We start from the raw sequence: 17,900 nt of genomic DNA on the forward strand, positions 1-17,900 counted from the left end.
AATATCGAGCGTAAAGGACTGGTTGAAACACATGCGTGCAACATCTTTCGGCCGGACCGCCCTGGCGCTATGCGCCACAGTTTTCTCCCTGGCCGCCTGCAGCGGCATGCAGCCAGTCAGGCCAGTCACGATCAACCTGGTCGCCATCAATGACTTGCACGGTCATCTGGAAGCGACCAGCAAAAGCTTTACCGGTGTCGGCGACGCCAGCCCGCGCAAAATCAAGGCCGGCGGTATAGACACCATCGGCGGCGCCCTCAATGCCTGGCGCGCCGAAGATCCGCAGCTGCTGCTGGTCGGCGCAGGCGACCTGATCGGCGCCAGTCCGGCACTATCGTCGATCTGGGCGGACGAACCGACCATCGCCGCGCTCAATCAATTGCAGCTGCGCGTCAGCTCGGTCGGCAACCATGAATTCGACCAGGGCACGGCAGAACTGTTGCGCGATCAGCAAGGCGGCTGCCATTCCAACCGGCCCGACAAGGCTTGTCATTTTGCGCCGCAATTCAGCGGCGCCAGATTTTCTTATCTGACGGCCAACGTCATCGGCAATGCCAGCGGCCAGCCGCTGTTGCCGCCCTATCGTATCGAACAGGTGCGCGGCCTCAAGATCGGTTTCATTGGCGGCGTCGTGCGGGAGACGGAAAAAATGGTGTCGGCCGACGGCATCGCCAGCGTCCACTTCACCGATGAGGCAGACGCCATCAACCGCTGGGTGCCGGAGCTCAAGGCACAGGGCGTCAGCGCCATCGTGGTGCTGATCCATCAAGGCGGAGAAACCTCGGAACCGTTCGACAAGACCAATTGCCAGCAGCTGCGCGGCCCTATCGTCGACATCGTCAAAAGGCTGGATCCTGCCATCAGGCTGGTGATCAGCGCCCACACGCATAACGGCTATACCTGCCAGGTGGACGGCCGCACTGTGACCCAGGGCGATTCCTTCGGCCACATGCTGACCCGCATCACGCTGACCGTCGATCCCGGGGTTGCCGACCTGGCTGGCAAGATCACCGCCATCAACGCGCGCAACGTCCTGATGGATCCACAGCGCTTCACGGCCGATCCGGCGCTGGCCAGCTTCTTGCAACAACTGCAGGAGCGCAGCAATGTCATTCTGGCGCAGCCGATAGCGCGCATCGCCGTGCCGCATGTCGACAAGCAGATCAACGATGCCGGCGAATCGCCGCTGGGCGACCTCATCGCCGATTCCCAGCTGGCGGCAACCCGCAAGCTCGGCGCCCGGATTGCACTGATTAATCACAAGAGCCTGCGTGAAAACCTGGAGAGCGATGCCGGCGGCAGCAACTATGCGCAGGTGGCCGCCACCACGCCATATGGCAATACGCTGGTGCTGATGAACCTGAGCGGCAGCCAGATCCTTGCCTTGCTGGAGCAGCAAAGCTGGCTGGAAGAAGACCGTCCCGGCGGCCGCATCATGCTGCAGGTATCGCACGGCTTCAGCTATCGCTGGGATGCCAGGCAGCCGTTGGGGCAACGCGTCGTGCGCGGCAGCGTCAAGCTGGATGGCGTCGCGCTGGAGCCGCAAAAGCAATACCGGGTCAGCGTCAACAGCTTTATCGCCCAGGGCGGCGACGGCTTCAGCCTGCTGACCCAGGGCAGCGAACGGATCGACACCGGCATCAACGATCTCGACGCGCTTAGCCAATATCTGATCGCCAGCGAACGCGATGGACATCCCGCCGGCAGCGTCCAGACCGCCGGCCGCATCCTGCGTTTGCATTAATCTTTGTGACCCTCTCTCGAAAGCAGCACATGCGCAAATTGATCGTCCCGCTCGCCATCCTGCTCGGCCACATCGGCATGGCCCAGGCTGAATTCAGCATCCCTGGCTACGAGCTGGTGCATACCGCGCCAGTGGAAACCACATTGGCGACGCCCGATTTGCGTGAGCCGCTGCAAGTCTGGAGCGAAATGTTCGACGGCGCCAAGCACGAGATCGTGCTCGGCCAGTTCTATGTCGCCAGCCAGCCCGGCGCCGCCTTCGAGCAAGTGATCGCACGGCTCGCCGCAGCCGGCGAGCGTGGCGTCAAGATCCGCTTCCTGATGGAAGAAAAGGGTAAGTTCGCCTCCGACATGGCGACCATCGAACGGTTGAAGAAAATTCCTAACCTGGAATTCCGCTACCTGGATTATTCCAAGCTGACCGGCAACGGCATCATCCACGCTAAGTACTTGGTGATCGACGGCAGCGCCGCCTATGTCGGCAGCCAGAACTTCGACTGGCGCTCCTTTGCCCACATCCATGAAACCGGGCTGCGGATTACCGATCCGGTGGTGGTGGTCCAGCTGCAAAAGATTTTCGAGCATGACTGGCAGGCGCAGGCGTTGATCGCGCAAGGCAAGGAAGTGCCGAAACTGAATCAAGCCGTGGTTGCCGCCAACGACCAGCAGGCGACATTCCTGGTGGCCAGCCCGAACGCTTTCAATCCGCCCGGTGTGGGCGACTCTGAAACCGAATTGCCGAAGCTGCTGGCGGCGGCCAAGTCGGAAGTACGGATACAGCTGCTGGACTATGCGCCGCTGAGCTACGGCCCGAATCGCACGCGGCCGTATTACGCTGTGATCGACAATGCGATCCGTGCGGCGCTGGCGCGCGGCGTCAAGGTCAAGCTGATGGTGTCGAACTGGAATACCGAGAAGCCGGCGATCGCCTATCTGCAAAGCCTGGCGCTGCTGCCCGGCATGGAGATCCGCATCGTTACGCTGCCGCAGGCCGGCAGCGGCTTCATCCCGTTCGCCCGGGTAATCCATAGCAAGACCATGGAGATCGATGGCCAGGTGGCATGGATAGGCACCAGCAACTGGAGCGGCGGTTATCTGGATTTATCGCGCAACCTGGAAATCGTGCTGCGCAATGAGAAGATGGCGCAGCGGATCGCCGAGCTGCACCGGCAAACCTGGGATTCGGCCTACGCCCAGCCCATCGACGTGCTGAAGGATTACCCCAAGCCGGTGAAGGGCAAGGAATAATCCTGTCGGCACAGCCTCGGCCTCAGGCGGCGCCGACCACCGCGGTCAGCATGCTGATGGCGCCGATATCGATGCCGTCGACCGCAATCGAGATCGCTTCGTCATCCTGCCTGGCGCCGGCGATATACAGCAGCGGCAGATAGTGCTCAGGCGTAGGCACTGACAATTGGGCGTCCTGGCCCTGGTCGGCGTAATCGACCAGGGCTTGCATATCGCCGCTTAACAAACTGTTGCGTATGTGATCGTTGAAGCGCTCGGCCCAGGCATGCGCCGGCGCATCCTGATGCCGATTCATCAGGCGCAGGTTGTGCACCACGTCGCCACTGCCGATGATCAGCACGCCTTGTTCGCGCAGCACCGCTAGCTTGCGACCCAGGTCGAAATGGAACTGCGCCGGCTGGGTGGCGTCGATGCTCAGCTGTATCACCGGCACGTCGGCCTTGGGAAAAGCCTTGACCAGCACCGACCAGGTGCCGTGATCCAACCCCCAGGACTGGTCCATGGCAACCGTCAGCGGCGCCAGCAGATCACGCACTTGCGCCGCCAGTTGCGGATCGCCCGGCGCCGGATAGCGCACATCGAACAGCTCCTGCGGGAAACCGCCGAAATCGTGGATGGTTTTGGGCGCGGCCATGGCGGTCACGCCGATGCCGCGCGTGTACCAGTGCGCCGACACCGACAGGATCGCCTTCGGCTGCAATTGCGTCACGCGCGCGCCGAGGCTGGCCCAGGCGGCGGTGTAGCGGTTATCTTCCAGCGCATTCATCGGGCTGCCATGGCCGAAGAAAATCGCCGGCATGCGAGTGGTGTTGCTGCTCATGATGACCTCATCCAGTAAAGTTATTTGTCGGCCTTGGCGTTACCGATGGCAAACGCGCCGTTGCCCAGCAACGCAACCGACAATGCCGTCACCACCATGAATGCAGGATATTCCCAGCCGCCGTTCGGGCTGGTGAACACCCAGCCGTTAGGCGCATGCACCGATAACGCGCCCAGCAGCACCGGCAAGGAAATGATCGCCGCGATGCGCGCCTGCAAGCCAAGCACCATCGCCAGACCGGTCAGTACTTCCACCGCGACTACAGGGTACACCGACCAGGCCGGAAAACCCTGGCTGGCGAAAAAACCGGCGGCGCCGGGCAAGGTGAAAACGAACACCTTGAGATAGGCATGCGCCAGCAAGGCGATGCCGAGGGTGAGTCTGAGCAGGGTGGCGGCATACATGCCGGGATTGCTGGTGTTCATGGCGAACTTTCAAAGAATAATAGTTAACAGCCGAGGGTGGCTGCCGGATCGTGTTTCACTATATATTCTTGCAATACAAAGAAAAATACGCTTTCATTAAAATAAGATTTCCGTATTTCGGAATAATAGGATCCAGCGATGAACCTGTTCGAAGCCATGAAAGTGTTTGTCAAAGTCACCGAAACCGGCAGCCTGTCCGGCGCCGCCCGTATGCTCAAGCTATCCAATCCGTCGGTGACGCGGCATGTCGCCGACTTGGAAGCCTACCTTGGCGCGCGCCTGCTGAACCGCAGCACCCGTCGCATCAGCCTGACCGACACCGGCAGCGCCTATCTCGAACGCTGCAAGCAAGTACTCGCTGACCTGGAGCAGGCGACGCTCGTAGCCGGCATGCATGCGGCCAATCCCAGCGGCGTCTTGCGCATCAATGCGCCTTTGTCATTTTCGGTGCACCACCTGGGACGCGTACTGCCGTTATATGCGGAACGCTATCCCAATGTCGAACTGGATGTGACCTTGTCGGACCGGGTGGTGGATCTGGTAGAGGAAGGTTTCGACCTGGCGATCCGCATCGGCAAGCTGCAGAACTCCAGCCTGGTCATGCGGCGGCTGGTAGCGGCGCGCGTGCTCACCTGCGCCGCACCAGCCTATCTGGCACAACACGGCGTACCGCTGCATCCTGATGACCTGGCGCGGCACAAATGCCTGACTTACGCCTACAGCCAGCCGGATAACGAATGGCGCTTTCAACGCGACGGCAAAAGCCACACCGTGCGTATACATGGCGGCCTGCATTGCAATAACGGCGACCTGCTGCTGGCGGCGGCTTTGTCCGGCATGGGCATCATCCGCCAGCCGACCTTCATCATCGGCGACGCCATCCGCGACGGCCGCCTGCAGCCGCTGCTGACCGGCTATCAAGGCGACGAGCTGGCGATCCACGCGGTCTATCCGAGCCGCCAGCACCTGTCAGCCAAGGTGCGTACTTTTGTCGATTTCCTGGCACAGCAGTTCGGCGATGTGCCCGCCTGGGACCGCGATCTCCCCATATGAAAAAAGGCCGCATCCGCGGCCTTTGGTTTGCTAAGCCGGTACCCTCAGCTTATTTCTTCGCGCGCGGCGCGGCAGCCTTGGTCAATTGCGTAGTCGCCGTATTCAGGTTGGCTTCCAGCGTTTCCACTGCCTGCTTGGCATTCTTGGTCAGCTGCTCGTAACCGGCATTGGCGTTGCTGATCACCGATTTCAGAATGGCGATGGCATTTTCCGAACCCGCCGGCGCATTCTTGCTGACTTCTTCGATCAGGGCGTTGATCTTGCGGCTGGTTTCCGCGACCTGCGCTTCGGCGGCACGGGTGAATTCCGCCTGGGTACCGGAAGCGATGCCGGCCAGGTGACGGCCGTAAGCCGCTGCCTTTTCGGCGCTAGGCTTGGCCTGTGCCGCCGAGATGGTCAGGAATTCCTGCGGATCCTTGGCGCTCATCAGCTGCTTGGCGGCGCCGCCCGATTCTTCCAGCGAAGCCTTGGCCGCGCTCAAATTAAGTTCGATCACTTTTTCAACGCCTTCGAAGGTCTTTGCGGTCAGTGTATTGAGCAATGCCAACTGGGCTTCAAAATGGGCTTTGGTTGCTGCGGCAAACTGTTCGTGAAACGAAAACATGGCCTTCTCCTGTGTGAACAAATCATCGATTGCTATGAATATGGCAACGTTGCATATTATACAAGCAGAATACGCGGCTGCCTCCTGCCAAATCTAACAGCGCAGCTTTCACCCCGCGGCAGCGGCGCAGGTTTTCCTGTCGTTCGGCTTGCCGCCATGGCCGCTGCGGCAGGCGCGGTAGGCCACGACAGAATGTCCAAACAACTGGCGCGCCTGTGGCAGCGGCAGTTTTGCGAGCCGTTCAGCCATACTGCGGCTGACCTGGAAATGCTGGTAATCGATCGGCTTTTTCCAGTCCCCACCCCAGATCAGAAAGCCATGCTGGGCGAATAGTTCCACCACTTGTTCGCTGCTGCCGGCGCGGCTGGCCATGCGCTGGCCGTAAACCTGTCCGTCCGGCGGACTATAGATCGGCCGGCCTTGCGCATCGCGCCGCACATACGGATTTTGCAAAGGATTGATATCGATCGCCAAACCGTAGGCATGCAAGGAAATCGCCTTGCCGCCGGTGATCGGCCTGTCGTTGAAGGCGGAGGTATTGTTGTCCGCCATCGATGCGTCGTCGTTGCCTTGATAATGCTCCATCAGGCGCGCCTGTGCAAGCGGGAAACCGCGCTTAAGCAGTTCGTCGAACAGCGCCTTTACCTGCGGCACGACGGCCGCCATGACCATGATTTCACCGTCATCATGCCGTACCTTGTCAAAGTCAACATAGGCAAAGCGCACCACCTGCAATTGCGCGCAATCAACCGGCGCGCCGGGCTGCAGGACGCGTTGCTTGACCAGCTCGCACTGCCGGCTATCCAGGCCCGTGCCGGCAAGCTGCGCATGGGCTGGCGGCACCAGCCCCATCAGCAGCGGCAATGCCAGGAGCGGCAACCGGCACAGCATCGACAATCTCATAGTCTCAGCTCAACGGCGGCATGACCAGTTCATGCACCACCAGGCCGGCATCGGAACTGCCGAAAGTATCGCCATTGGCTTTGATCCGCTCGGCGGCGTGCATGGCATCGGCGTAACCTTGCTCCCAGCGCCACTCGATCGAACCACGTGAAAAATTGATGTCCTTGGACGGCATGTTCCAATCGTGGCCGCTGTAGCGCAAACGAACGATATGGATCGTGCTGTTGTCCGACAAGCCTTCGAATTCCTTGAGGTCGGACTTCTTGCGCAAGGCCGGCGGCAGCTTGTCGTACAGCGCCTGGGCGGCACGCCGCAATTGATACATGCGCAGGTAATTTTCGATATGGCGTTCCGAGCGCGAGGCAAAGGTCACGTCTTTCTGGCGATTGGTGATCTGGTCCAGCGTGGTCGGCTCGGGACCGTCGGCGCTCCACAAATCCACCATCACGCACAGGGTGTTGCCGTCGACGTCAGTCTTGGACTCATCGTCCAGCACCACTTCCAACGGCGTATTCGAATACAGGCCGCCGTCCCAGTACAGGTCGCCGTCGATGCGCACCGGTGCGAAACCGGGCGGCAAGGCGCCGCTGGCCATGATGTGCTCGACGCCGATCTTCCGTTCCTGCGAATCGAAATTGACCAGGCTGCCGCAAGCCACGCGCATGGCGCTGACAGTCAGGCGCATGCCGCCGGGGCTGTTCAGGTAGTCGAAATCCACCAGCCGCGCCAGCGTCTCGGCCAGTGGCGTGGTGTCGTAGAAACTGGCTTGTTCCGGCTGCACCGGCATGCCCACCGAGAAAGGATTCAGCGAGCGCGGCGAGAAAAATCCCGGCACGCCACGGGTGGTGACATCGGTAGTGGTCCACCAGGTGTTGAACTGGCGCATGGCATCCGGCACTTTGCTCAAATCCGTCAAGTCGCCGTGGCCGACCTGTTCCCAGAACTCCTTCAGGCGCGAGAGCCGCAGATCGCGGTCGTTGCCGGCAATGATCGCGGCATTGATGGCGCCAATCGAGGTACCCACTACCCAATCCGGCGTCAGGCCATTCTCATGCATCGCGTGATAAACACCGGCCTGATAAGCGCCCAGCGCACCGCCTCCCTGCAATACCAGCGCTACCCGCGGCGTGGTCGAATCAGCTTTGCTGGTGGTGCGTATTGGTGACTTGGAAGTGGTCTTATTACTCATCGGATGCCGATCTTTACGTATGAAAGAGTAAACATATTACCGCATCGCGGCAAACGGCAACGGCATGCCCCGATATGTCACGAAACGATCATAATAGGCTGGCTAGGCTGGCTAGGCTGGCGGACGCCAGACGTAAAAAAGCTGGCGAATGATGCGCCAGCTTTTTTTTCTATTCGGAATGCTCAGACTACTACTTCTTCCTGATCATATAGATCGCCAGCCCGACCAGCAGAACCACCCCGAACTCCAAGCCAACCACAATGTACTTCGCCATGATGCATTACCTAAAAAATAGTCGGTTTATAAAAACGTCAACACGTGGCTGATATCCAGGCGGATGCCGGTCCATGCGTCCACTGCACGATTGTGACGGGACGGCAGCAGCGCCAATACCTCCTGGCCGGCCGCCAGTTGCAACGCGTACAGGGATTCCTTCGCAGGGAACGACTTGTGCGCGATTCGCTCCTTGCACAGAGAAATGCCATCACGCACGATATCATCAGAGCGCAACAATACATCGAAACCCTACTGCCTGTGCCCTGCCGGCGGATTTGCTGCAAGGCTCTGACAATGTTTGTCGCGGCCTGATTCCTGTGCTGCCGTTAACCCTCACCTTGTGCAAGTGTGGAAGGGAGGCGCGCCCCCTTCTTAATCTTATTTGCCACGATGCGGCTTGACGACTACCGGGCGCAGATGGCTCGGTTGCCGCCCTGAACTGGGGCCATTCCCCTTATCCGAAACGCCTTTACTGATGCAGTCCTTGACGAAATCGTTCAAAGACTGCCCTTGCCTCGCTGCCGCCACGCTGGCATGCCGATGCAGCTCGGGCGACAAGCGCACGTTGAAGGTGCCGCTGCAAGCCTTGTCCGGCTCCAGTCCCTCGCGCCGGCATTTGTCCAGATAAGAATCCACTGCTTCTTCAAAGACGGCCTGCAGGCCGCCGACGGTCTCGGACTCATAACTGACCAGGTCGTTAATGAACAGGATTTCTCCATGCAGGCAGCCATCTTCCAGGCTGACCTCGATCGATCCCGAATAGTTTTTGTGACTCAGTATTTTATCGCTCATGTCATTCCTCGTTAGCGCTCATCAAGCCATGCTGTTTCAGATGGCCAATTACCTTTCTCAGCAAGTATTTCTTCACGATATTTCCAGGGTGCGGCTTATGCACAAATATCTTCAGACCTGCCGCGGTTTTAAAACTGCGGTATGACCCGCCCTTGTCTGAAAACTCGATAAATCCATAGGCGTTAAGCAGGGTGAGCAGCTCTTGCCACGTGAAATCTGCAGGAATCGATTCGGCCCGGTTACGTAGTTTTTCGGCTCTAGTCATTGGATTATCCTATCTGACTTCAAATAATGCAACTGAATATTAGTTGCAAAAAGAATTTTGAGAAATGCCTTGCACGGCAACTTATTGCCATATTTGCAATCACGGGGAGATCTGTCAATTTGGCAAATTCCCTAAAAGCTTCCAGGGCCGGCAGTCGTGCAGGCGTAAAATGGCGCATTCCGCAGGTTTCTGCCGTCCATCTTTTCCGCTAGCCACACATGACCATCCTGCTGTCCACCCTCAATGCCCGCTATTCCCATGCCTCTCTCGGCCTGCGCTACCTGCAGGCCAACATGGGCGATTTGCGCGACGCTACCCAGTTGCATGAGTTCGTGATCGGCGCCAAGACCACCGACATCGTCGAGAAACTGCTGGCGCACCGGGCTTCCAGCGGCACGACTATCGTCGGCTTCGGCGTGTATATCTGGAATATCGAAGAAACCACCAAGGTGGTGGCGATGCTGAAACGGGTAGCGCCGGATATGGTGATCGTGCTGGGCGGCCCGGAGGTATCCTATGAATCGGCCGAACAGCAGATCGTGCAGCTGGCCGACTATCTTGTGACTGGCTGGGGCGACGTCACCCTGCCGCAATTGTGCCGGCAGATCCTGCACGGCCCGAAGCCGCTGATGAAAGTCCACGTCGGCGTGCAGCCGCCGATGGCCGACATCGCCCTGCCCTACAGCTTATATAGCGACCACGACATCGCCCATCGCACGCTGTATGTGGAAGCATCGCGCGGCTGTCCGTTCAAATGCGAATTCTGTTTGTCGGCGTTAGACAAGACCGCCTGGCCGTTCGCGCTGGAGGATTTCCTGGCAGAGATGGAAGCGCTGCATGCGCGCGGTGCGCGCCTGTTCAAGTTCGTCGACCGCACTTTCAACCTGAACGTCAAGACCAGCCTCAAGATCCTGCAGTTCTTCCTCGACAAGCTGGCCGCCTATTCCGACGATCCGGTGTTTGCCCATTTCGAGCTGGTGCCGGATCATCTACCGGATGCCTTGAAGGAATCGATCGCGAAGTTTCCGCCAGGCGCGCTGCAATTCGAAATCGGCATCCAGAGCTTCAACCCGGAAGTACAGGCGCTGGTCAGCCGCAAGCAAAACAATGAGAAGGCCGCGGAAAACATCCGTTGGCTGATGCAAGAATCGCAAGCCCATCTGCACGTCGACCTGATCGCCGGATTACCGGGAGAGGGTGTGGAAAGTTTCGCGCGCGGCTTCGACCGGCTAGTGGCATTGCAGCCGCATGAAATCCAGTTCGGGATCCTGAAGCGCCTGCGCGGCACGCCGATCATTCGCCATACCGAACCGTTCGGCCTGATCTTCGATCCGCATCCGCCCTACACCATTCTCGCCACCAATCAGATCGATTTCCCGACCATGCAGCGCCTGCAGCGTTTCTCGCGCTACTGGGACCTGGTCGCCAACTCGGGGCGCTTCGCCCATACTTTGCCGATCTTGCTGGGCGAGACGCCGTTTGCCAGCTTCATGGCGTTTTCCGATTGGCTCTACGGGAAAACCGACGCCACCCACCGCATCGCGCTGGACCGGCTGGCGGGACTGGTCGGGCAGTGGCTACGTCTGCAGGGAATGACGGAAACGGAAGTGAACGCCGTGCTCAGCACAGACTATGCGGGCAAGCCGGCCAAGCAGGCCGATGTACAGCAATTGGTGGCGAAGAAAGAAGCAGACAACCTGGTTGCGCCCAAACGGCAGGCGCGTCATCTAGCCCACTGATCTGGCAGCGACGCTGAGATCAAGCATGTGCTGGCGCCACGCAGCAATCAGCTGCTGCGCCACGCTGCCCATCGAGGCCAGCGCCACGCTGCTGCTGTGATTAATGATCATCAAGGCATAGACGTCGGCGAGGGCATTGACCTCGGGCGACAAAGCGCATTCCTCGCCTATCGCAGGCCGTTGCAGGCGCCAGTAATTGATGGCTTGTTCCAGTTCGGGCAATGAGATGTTCATGGCTGAACCTAAAAGCCGTAGCTGAACACGTCTGAATGGGCATGCCTCGCAGTGGCTGGCAAGGCGCGAGGACGCCGCAGGCTAGAGCCTGCAAGGACGAGCAACGCAGCCAGGCGCTGCGAGGCATGCCCAGTCAGGCGTGTAGCGCTGTATCTCTGGCGCTGAAGGTATAGATTGACAGAATTTCCAATGTTCATGGCTCTTCCAGATTGAGGCTAGCGGTCAACTGCGGCTTTTAGGTTCATTGTACCTGCCGCCGGCATCTTGGCAGCCACGTCATAAAAACATTGTCAAAAAACCACGCCCGCTACCAGGATGATATTAGCGTACGGCGTGAACTCGCCGGTACGGATCACTGCCTTGGCGCTGTGCGTCATGCGCTTGAAATCGGCATGCGACAAAGTCCGTTTGTCGGCCACGCCGAGAGCATCGATCTGCTGCGCCAGCTGCGGGCTGTGCAAGGGCAGTTCGTCGGCCAGCACATGATGCTCGACCTGCATTTCCGTCAATATCGTTTGCAAGGTCGTCATGAAACCGGGTACGCCGCGGGTCAGCGCCAGATCAATCAGCGGCACTCCGGGCGGCACCGGCAGGCCGGCATCGCCAATGACGATGCTGTCGCCATGGCCGAGCGAGGCAATCAGTTGCGACAAGGCGATATTCAGTAACGGGCTCTTTTTCATCTCAGGCTTCCAGTTCGTGACGGTAAGGAATCGAAGTCTGGGCGCCGATGCGCGCCACGCTCAAGGCCGCCGCGCGCTGACCGAAGGCGATGGCATCGGCTTCGCTGCGGCCTTCCGCCAGCGCCGCCACAAAACCGCCGATGAAGGTGTCGCCCGCGGCAGTGGTGTCGATCGCCTTGACCGGCTGTGCGGCGAAATGCTCGGAACCCGACGACAGGGCAGCGTAGACGCCTTTTGAACCCAGCGTCACCAGCACATTGGCGCTGCCGTTGGCGCGCAGTTTGGCGACCGCAGCGTCGATGGCGGCATCGTTGTCGAGACTGACTTCCGGCAGGCCGGCCAGCATGGCGGCCTCAATTTCATTCGGGATCAGGTACTCGACCTGCGCCAGCAAGTCGGCCGGCAAAACCTGCGCCGGCGCCGGATTGAGCACCACGGTCTTGCCCAGCTGATGCGCCAGCTTGATCGCATGGCGGATGGTCGGCAGCGGCGTTTCCAGTTGCAAGACGATGATGCGCGCTTGTTCGATCAGGGCACGGGCGGCGTCGATATGCGCCGGGCTGAGTGCGTCATTGGCGCCAGCCGCCAGCACGATGCTGTTCTGGCCGCCGGCATCGACCAGGATCGATGCCACGCCGGATGCGCTGCCGCTGACCGTGCTGACATGGCTATCGTCGATGCCGTCGCTGCGCAAGGCCGCACGCAGCTCCGCGCCGAAGGCATCGTCGCCAAGACAGGCGATCATCGCTACCTTGACGCTATCGGCGCTCAGGCGCGCAGCAGCCACCGCCTGGTTCGCGCCCTTGCCGCCGGGGATAGTGCGGAACTGGCCGCCAGACAAGGTTTCGCCAGGATGCGGCATGCGCGGTACGCGCAACACCAGGTCCATATTGATACTGCCGATGATGACGATCATGTGTGTCTTCGAAATAAGGTTTACAAAAAATGGTTCAGGCTGCCACGGTCGAACCGCGCACGTGCAGTTCCGGAGCGATAGTCTGCCGCTGCAAAGGCCGGTCCGGGGTGGCGATCCGCTCCAGCAGGCACTGCGCGGTGAGCTGGCCGAGCCGGCGCGTATTCTGGGCGACGCTGGTCAAGGTCGGATGGACAAACTGCGCCAGGTCGATATCGTCGAAACCCACCACCGCCAGCGTCTGCGGCACCGCAATGCCAAGCTCTGCCGCAGCGCGCAGGGCGCCGATCGCCATCAGGTCATTACAACAGAAAATCGCATCCGGAGCCTGCGACGCCAGCAGGCTGCGCGCCGCCAGGTAACCGCCGGCGCTGGTGAAATCGGCGTACACCAGCATATCGTCCGGCAGCGTGACGCCGGCGACGAACAAGGTCTGGCGCAAGCCGGCAATCCGCTCGCGCGAAATGTCGATATCAGCCGGGCCACCGATGCAGGCGATGCGGCGCCGTCCCAGGCTCAGCAGATGCTGCGCCGCCAAGGCGCCGCCGGCAGCATTGTCGACCGCCACCAGGTCGATGCCCATGTCCTTGGGCGCCCGGTCCAGCAGCACGGTCGGCACCTTCATCTTGCGCAACAGTTCACCGTCGGTCTGCGCCAGGGTCGCCACGATCAGGCCGTCGCAACGCTTGGTCAGCAGCACGTTGAGGTAATCGCGCTGCTTGGCCGGATCGTCGTCCGAATTGCAGAGGATGACGCTGTAGCCGGCCGCGTAGCAGCTATCCTCAATCCCGCGCGCCACTTCCGAAAAATACGGATTGGTGTTGTTCGGAATGATCAGGCCGATACTGCCTGTGGTCTTGCTGCGCAGCGAACGCGCCAGCGCGCTCGGCACGTAGGCCAGCGCTTCCGCGGCCGCCAGCACGCGCGTACTGGCGTCGTGGCTGACCGGCCGCGTCTGGTTGAGGACGTGCGACACCGTGGTGTACGACACTCCCGCTTTGCGCGCTACATCCTTGATGGTTGCCATAAATAATTACCCGATGCCAGAAACGAAGCCGTAGCCTGCTTGCAAATTAATGTGTAGAACGCTCGCCGCGGCGACGATAGGTATCCAGCACCACCGCGGCGACGATGACCAGGCCGGTGATGATGCGTTTCATCGGTTCGCTGACGCCGACTTGCGCCAGGCCGGCTTCCAGCACCGAGATGATGAGGACGCCGATGAAGGTGCTGATGACGGAACCGCGGCCGCCCATCAGGCTGGTGCCGCCGATCACCACGGCCGCAATCACCTGCAGCTCCATGCCGACGCCGCCATTCGGATCGGCGGCTTCCAGGCGCGAGACCTGGAACAAGGCGCCGACGCCAGCCAGCAAGCCCATCAAGGCGAACACCAGCACCTTGGGAGGACGCGGGTTGATGCCGGCCAGGCGCACTGCTTCTTCATTGGTGCCGATGCCGATCCAGTGGCGCCCGAGCACGGTCTTGGTCAGCACCAGGTGGCCGACGATGACGATCACAATGGCCGAGATAAAGGCCGGCGACATGCCGAACAGGATAGGTGAACTGATGCCGTCGACCGCGCTGCCGATGTATTCAGTGCGCGAGTTGGTGACCTGGTATGCCAGGCCACGCGCCATTTCCAGCACACCCAGCGATACGATGAACGAGGGAATGCGCCAGCCGACCGAGATCAGGCCGGTCACCATGCCGCACAGGCTGGCCACCAGCATGGCCAGAATCCCGGCCGTAAACAAAGGCCAGCCCCAGCGCACCATCGCCATCGACAGCACCGACGCTGCCAGCGCCATCACCGAACCGACCGAGAGGTCGATGCCGCCGATGATCAGCACGAAGGTCATGCCGACTGCCATCACTACCAGCGTCGGGATGTCGTTGGACAGCGTGGTAAAGGTCGCAGCGGTGAGGAAATTCTCGCTTAACACCGAGAACAGTGCACACATGGCCAGCAGGGCGCCGATCAGGCCCAGATAATTCTTCAGGCCGGAAATGCTACCGTTAAATGATGACCAGCGGGACGACAAACGAGAAGACGAACGGGAAGAAGTTGTCATGATTTTCAGTATGTTGATTACAGCGCAGCAGCGTACTTCAAGCTGCTTGCGCGGTGGATGGCTCAGCCGCGGCAGCGCCGCTGTCATCGCCATTGTTCATGTAGCCGCTGAAGGCCGACGCCAGAATCGTCTCCTGGCTCCAGGCGCCGCGCTCGAATGTATCGACCAGTTTGCCGGCGCTCATCACCGCGATGCGGTCACAGATCAGCATTAGTTCCCGCAGGTCGCTGGAGACGATCAGCAAGCCCTTGCCCTGGCGCGATAATTCCGCCAGCAGTTTGTAGATGTCGAACTTGGCGCCGATATCGATGCCGCGGGTAGGCTCGTCAAACAGCATGATCGGGCAATCGCGGTACAGCCAGCGCGCAATCACGACCTTCTGCTGATTGCCGCCGGACAGTTCGCCGGCCGCCTGGTTGCCGTCGCGCGAACGGATCCGCAGGCGCTTGATATAGTCGTCCGCAACGGCGCTTTCAGCTTGCTTGTCGAGCACGCCAAAGCGACTCACCGACGACAGTTTCGACAAAGTGGTGTTCAAGCCTATCGATTGCGGCAACAGCAAACCCTGGCTCTTGCGGTCTTCGGTGATCATGGCGATGCCGGCCGCCACCGCCTCCTTCGGCGATGAAATCCTGGCAGCTTCGGTCTGGTCGCCGATGAATACCTGGCCGTGATCCGCGTGGTCGGCGCCGAAAATCAGGCGCAGCAATTCGGTGCGGCCGGAGCCGATCAAGCCTGCGATGCCCAGAATTTCACCTGCGCGCAGGTCGAAGGAAGTCGGCGCCACGACACTGCCGCGTCCGAGTTCACGCACACGCAACAAGGGTGCGCCAATAGTGCGGTGTCCGAGATCAAGCTCAGCTTCCGCCGCACGCCCGACCATCAGCTGCACCAGCGCGTCAGTACTATAGCCGGCGATCGGATCGTCGCACACCAGCTGGCCATCGCGCAGCACGGCGATGCGGTCGGCGACCCTTTTCAATTCTTCCAGCCGATGCGAAATATAAATGATCGCCACGCCTTCCGACTGCAGGCGGGCGATCTGCTTGAACAGCAGCTCGACTTCGCGGCTGGTCAGCATGGCGGTCGGTTCGTCCAGCACCAGCAAACGGCAGCTGCCGATCAGGTTGCGGGCGATCTCGACCATTTGCTGGTGGCCTACGCCCAGTTCGCCGACCGGCGTCCAGGGATCGAGATCGGTCAGGCCGACCGCCGCCATCTGCTGACGCGTGGCTTCCGCCAGCCTAGCCTTGTCGATCCAGCCGAAGCGATGCGGCAGCTGGTTCAGGAACAGGTTTTCAGCGATGCTGAGGGTGGGAATCAGGTTCAGCTCCTGCATTACCATGCGGATGCCGAGCTGTTCAGCCTCCTTGCGCGAAGCCGGCTGGTAACTCTGGCCGTCCAGCAGCATGCTGCCGGTGGTGGCTTGCACCAGGCCGCAGACGATTTTCGAGAGCGTGCTCTTGCCGGCGCCGTTCTCGCCGGTCAGGGCCAGGATCTGGCCGGGGCTGATGCTGATCGAGACGTCGCTCAATACCGGTTCGACATAGGTCTTGCCGATGCCGGTCAGGTGTAGCAATACGGGAGTTGCAGAAGTTGCAGGAGTAGCGGCGGGCACGTCAGACGGGTGCGCCGCGATGAATTCGTTGGACATGTAGTCCTCCACCAATGGCAAAGCTGGTGCGGACAGGACTCGCCGCCGCGCCTTAGGCGCGGCGGCAACGCAACCGTGTGCCGCAATAAGTTACTGAGTTACGGAGCGCTTACTTGCTGTCTTTAGTCACCAGCGCGACTTTGGTTTCAACCGTACCGCCCAGCGTGTTCTGCGCCTTCTTGTCGGTGATCGCCTTCAAGACAGTTTCGATGCCGAACACGGCCTGTTGCGAAGCAAACTGGTCGGCGGTAGCCAGCACGCGGCCGTCTTTCAGCATCGGCTTGATGGCGTTGATGTTGTCATAGCCGACCACCAGCACCTTGCCAGTCTTGCCTGCCGCCTTGACTGCTGCGACCGCGCCGAGCGCCATGTTGTCATTGCCGGCCAGCAGCGCCTTGACGTCAGGATGGGCGTTCAGGATAGCAGCGGCAACCTTGTTGCCCGGGTCCATTTCCCATTGACCGGACTGCACTGCCACCACATTGGCGCCGACTGTCTTCATGGCATCCTGGAAACCCAGGGTGCGTTGCTGGGCATTGAAAGTGGTGGAAACGCCTTCGATGATGGCGACCTTGTCGCCGGACTTGATCTGCTTGGCCAGGTAGTCGCCGACCAGCTTGGCGCCCAGGCGGTTATCCGGACCGACAAACGGCACGGTGATGCCTTTTTCCTTGAGCGCGGCGTCATCCAGCTTGTTGTCGATATTGACCACGATGATGCCGGCGTCGATCGCCTTCTTGATGACAGGCACCAGCGCCTTGGAATCGGCCGGCGCGATCACCAGGCCGTTAACCTTGGAAACGATCATCTGTTCGACGATCTTGATCTGGTTCGAGGTATCGGTTTCGTCCTTGATGCCGTTGGCGATCAGGTCGTATTGGGCGGCATGCGCCTTCTGGTGTTCCTTGGCGCCGTTTTCCATGGTCAGGAAAAATTCATTGGCCAGCGACTTCATCACCAGCGCAACCTTCGGCTTGGCGGCAGTCTGCGCCATGGCTGGCAGGGAAGGCAAGGCACAAACAAGAATGGTGGCGGCAATCAGCTTGAGGCGGATACGGGTATTCATCAAAAGTCTCCTGAAGTCGTTATTAAAATTTTTACCAATAAGTCTTGTCAAACGGCATATCCGTTCGGGCCGGCATGCCATCATTTGCAACGCGCAAACGTTTGCGCGTTTTTTGATGATAGCACCAGAATCGGCAAAAAAAAAGGTCGAGAATTGATCGCCAGGCGTTTATTGCCTGGCTAACAACGGGAACTGCCAGGACTCACTTGCAAGAAAAT

General features: G+C 60.2%; 19 protein-coding genes. 4 read left to right on the forward strand and 15 right to left on the reverse strand.

From position 1 onward, the window contains the following. Positions 1-31 precede the first annotated feature (31 nt). A complete protein-coding gene (locus CPter91_RS23335; protein WP_061944874.1) occupies positions 32-1,744 on the forward strand; it encodes a bifunctional metallophosphatase/5'-nucleotidase in 1,713 nt (570 codons plus the stop codon). Positions 1,745-1,773: 29 nt separating this feature from the next. Continuing rightward, the gene (locus CPter91_RS23340) at positions 1,774-2,991 is read left to right on the forward strand and encodes a phospholipase D-like domain-containing protein (RefSeq protein WP_061944876.1); all 1,218 of its coding nucleotides are present in this window, start codon (positions 1,774-1,776) and stop codon (positions 2,989-2,991) included. Between the two features lie 22 nt (positions 2,992-3,013). On the opposite strand, the gene ygiD is transcribed toward CPter91_RS23340, so the two are convergent. Continuing rightward, entirely contained in the window at positions 3,014-3,811 is a 798-nt protein-coding gene (gene ygiD / locus CPter91_RS23345) for a 4,5-DOPA-extradiol-dioxygenase (protein ID WP_205631633.1), read from the reverse strand. 20 nt (positions 3,812-3,831) lie between these two features. Continuing rightward, entirely contained in the window at positions 3,832-4,236 is a 405-nt protein-coding gene (locus tag CPter91_RS23350) for a DoxX family protein (protein WP_061944879.1), read from the reverse strand. A 138-nt stretch (positions 4,237-4,374) separates the two neighbouring features. Here CPter91_RS23350 and CPter91_RS23355 point away from each other — a divergent pair, with 138 nt between their 5' ends. Then, positions 4,375-5,289: a LysR family transcriptional regulator gene (locus CPter91_RS23355; protein WP_061944882.1), complete on the forward strand. Its 915-nt coding sequence runs from the start codon at positions 4,375-4,377 to the stop codon at positions 5,287-5,289. Positions 5,290-5,338: 49 nt separating this feature from the next. Here CPter91_RS23355 and phaP read toward each other — a convergent pair whose 3' ends face one another. The 6 genes from phaP to CPter91_RS23385 form a co-directional block, all read right to left on the reverse strand. Next, positions 5,339-5,893: a TIGR01841 family phasin gene (gene phaP, locus CPter91_RS23360; protein WP_061944885.1), complete on the reverse strand. Its 555-nt coding sequence runs from the start codon at positions 5,891-5,893 to the stop codon at positions 5,339-5,341. Between the two features lie 108 nt (positions 5,894-6,001). Then, the gene (locus CPter91_RS23365; protein WP_061944887.1) at positions 6,002-6,796 is read right to left on the reverse strand and encodes a M15 family metallopeptidase; all 795 of its coding nucleotides are present in this window, start codon (positions 6,794-6,796) and stop codon (positions 6,002-6,004) included. Positions 6,797-6,800: 4 nt separating this feature from the next. Continuing rightward, positions 6,801-7,985 carry a patatin-like phospholipase family protein gene (locus CPter91_RS23370; protein WP_061944890.1) on the reverse strand — a complete coding sequence of 395 codons (1,185 nt, stop codon included), beginning with the start codon at positions 7,983-7,985 and terminating at the stop codon, positions 6,801-6,803. A gap of 300 nt (positions 7,986-8,285) precedes the next feature. Next, positions 8,286-8,498 (reverse strand): hypothetical protein, encoded by a 213-nt coding sequence (locus tag CPter91_RS23375; protein ID WP_061944893.1) that lies wholly within the window; start codon positions 8,496-8,498, stop codon positions 8,286-8,288. 141 nt (positions 8,499-8,639) lie between these two features. Next, positions 8,640-9,053 (reverse strand): type II toxin-antitoxin system HicB family antitoxin, encoded by a 414-nt coding sequence (locus CPter91_RS23380; protein ID WP_061944896.1) that lies wholly within the window; start codon positions 9,051-9,053, stop codon positions 8,640-8,642. A 1-nt stretch (position 9,054) separates the two neighbouring features. Beyond that, positions 9,055-9,318: a type II toxin-antitoxin system HicA family toxin gene (locus CPter91_RS23385; RefSeq protein ID WP_061944899.1), complete on the reverse strand. Its 264-nt coding sequence runs from the start codon at positions 9,316-9,318 to the stop codon at positions 9,055-9,057. A 218-nt stretch (positions 9,319-9,536) separates the two neighbouring features. On the opposite strand from CPter91_RS23385, the gene CPter91_RS23390 reads away from it, so the two are divergent. Beyond that, positions 9,537-11,057, forward strand: coding sequence for a B12-binding domain-containing radical SAM protein (locus CPter91_RS23390; RefSeq protein ID WP_061944902.1), 1,521 nt, complete (start codon positions 9,537-9,539; stop codon positions 11,055-11,057). Here the strand turns inward: CPter91_RS23390 and CPter91_RS23395 are convergent. From CPter91_RS23395 to CPter91_RS23425, 7 genes are all read right to left on the reverse strand, one after another. Further along, positions 11,046-11,291: a DUF3717 domain-containing protein gene (locus tag CPter91_RS23395; protein WP_061944905.1), complete on the reverse strand. Its 246-nt coding sequence runs from the start codon at positions 11,289-11,291 to the stop codon at positions 11,046-11,048. The two genes, CPter91_RS23390 and CPter91_RS23395, sit on opposite strands and share 12 nt — an antisense overlap. Before the next feature lie 290 nt (positions 11,292-11,581). Further along, positions 11,582-11,974 carry a D-ribose pyranase gene (gene rbsD / locus CPter91_RS23400; RefSeq protein ID WP_061944909.1) on the reverse strand — a complete coding sequence of 131 codons (393 nt, stop codon included), beginning with the start codon at positions 11,972-11,974 and terminating at the stop codon, positions 11,582-11,584. A 1-nt stretch (position 11,975) separates the two neighbouring features. Next, complete coding sequence (gene rbsK, locus CPter91_RS23405; RefSeq protein ID WP_061944912.1) at positions 11,976-12,890, reverse strand: ribokinase; 915 nt, start codon at positions 12,888-12,890, stop codon at positions 11,976-11,978. A gap of 34 nt (positions 12,891-12,924) precedes the next feature. Further along, positions 12,925-13,914, reverse strand: a complete 990-nt coding sequence (locus CPter91_RS23410; RefSeq protein WP_061944919.1) for a LacI family DNA-binding transcriptional regulator — start codon at positions 13,912-13,914, stop codon at positions 12,925-12,927. A 46-nt stretch (positions 13,915-13,960) separates the two neighbouring features. After that, entirely contained in the window at positions 13,961-14,962 is a 1,002-nt protein-coding gene (locus tag CPter91_RS23415; RefSeq protein WP_061946568.1) for an ABC transporter permease, read from the reverse strand. Between the two features lie 37 nt (positions 14,963-14,999). Then, positions 15,000-16,616: a sugar ABC transporter ATP-binding protein gene (locus CPter91_RS23420; RefSeq protein ID WP_082793553.1), complete on the reverse strand. Its 1,617-nt coding sequence runs from the start codon at positions 16,614-16,616 to the stop codon at positions 15,000-15,002. Between the two features lie 109 nt (positions 16,617-16,725). Continuing rightward, positions 16,726-17,682, reverse strand: a complete 957-nt coding sequence (locus CPter91_RS23425; RefSeq protein ID WP_061944922.1) for a sugar ABC transporter substrate-binding protein — start codon at positions 17,680-17,682, stop codon at positions 16,726-16,728. Between the last annotated feature and the right edge of the window lie 218 nt (positions 17,683-17,900).

Origin of the sequence: Collimonas pratensis, from assembly GCF_001584185.1 — a bacterium.
Taxonomy (GTDB): Bacteria; Pseudomonadota; Gammaproteobacteria; order Burkholderiales; family Burkholderiaceae_D; genus Collimonas; species Collimonas pratensis.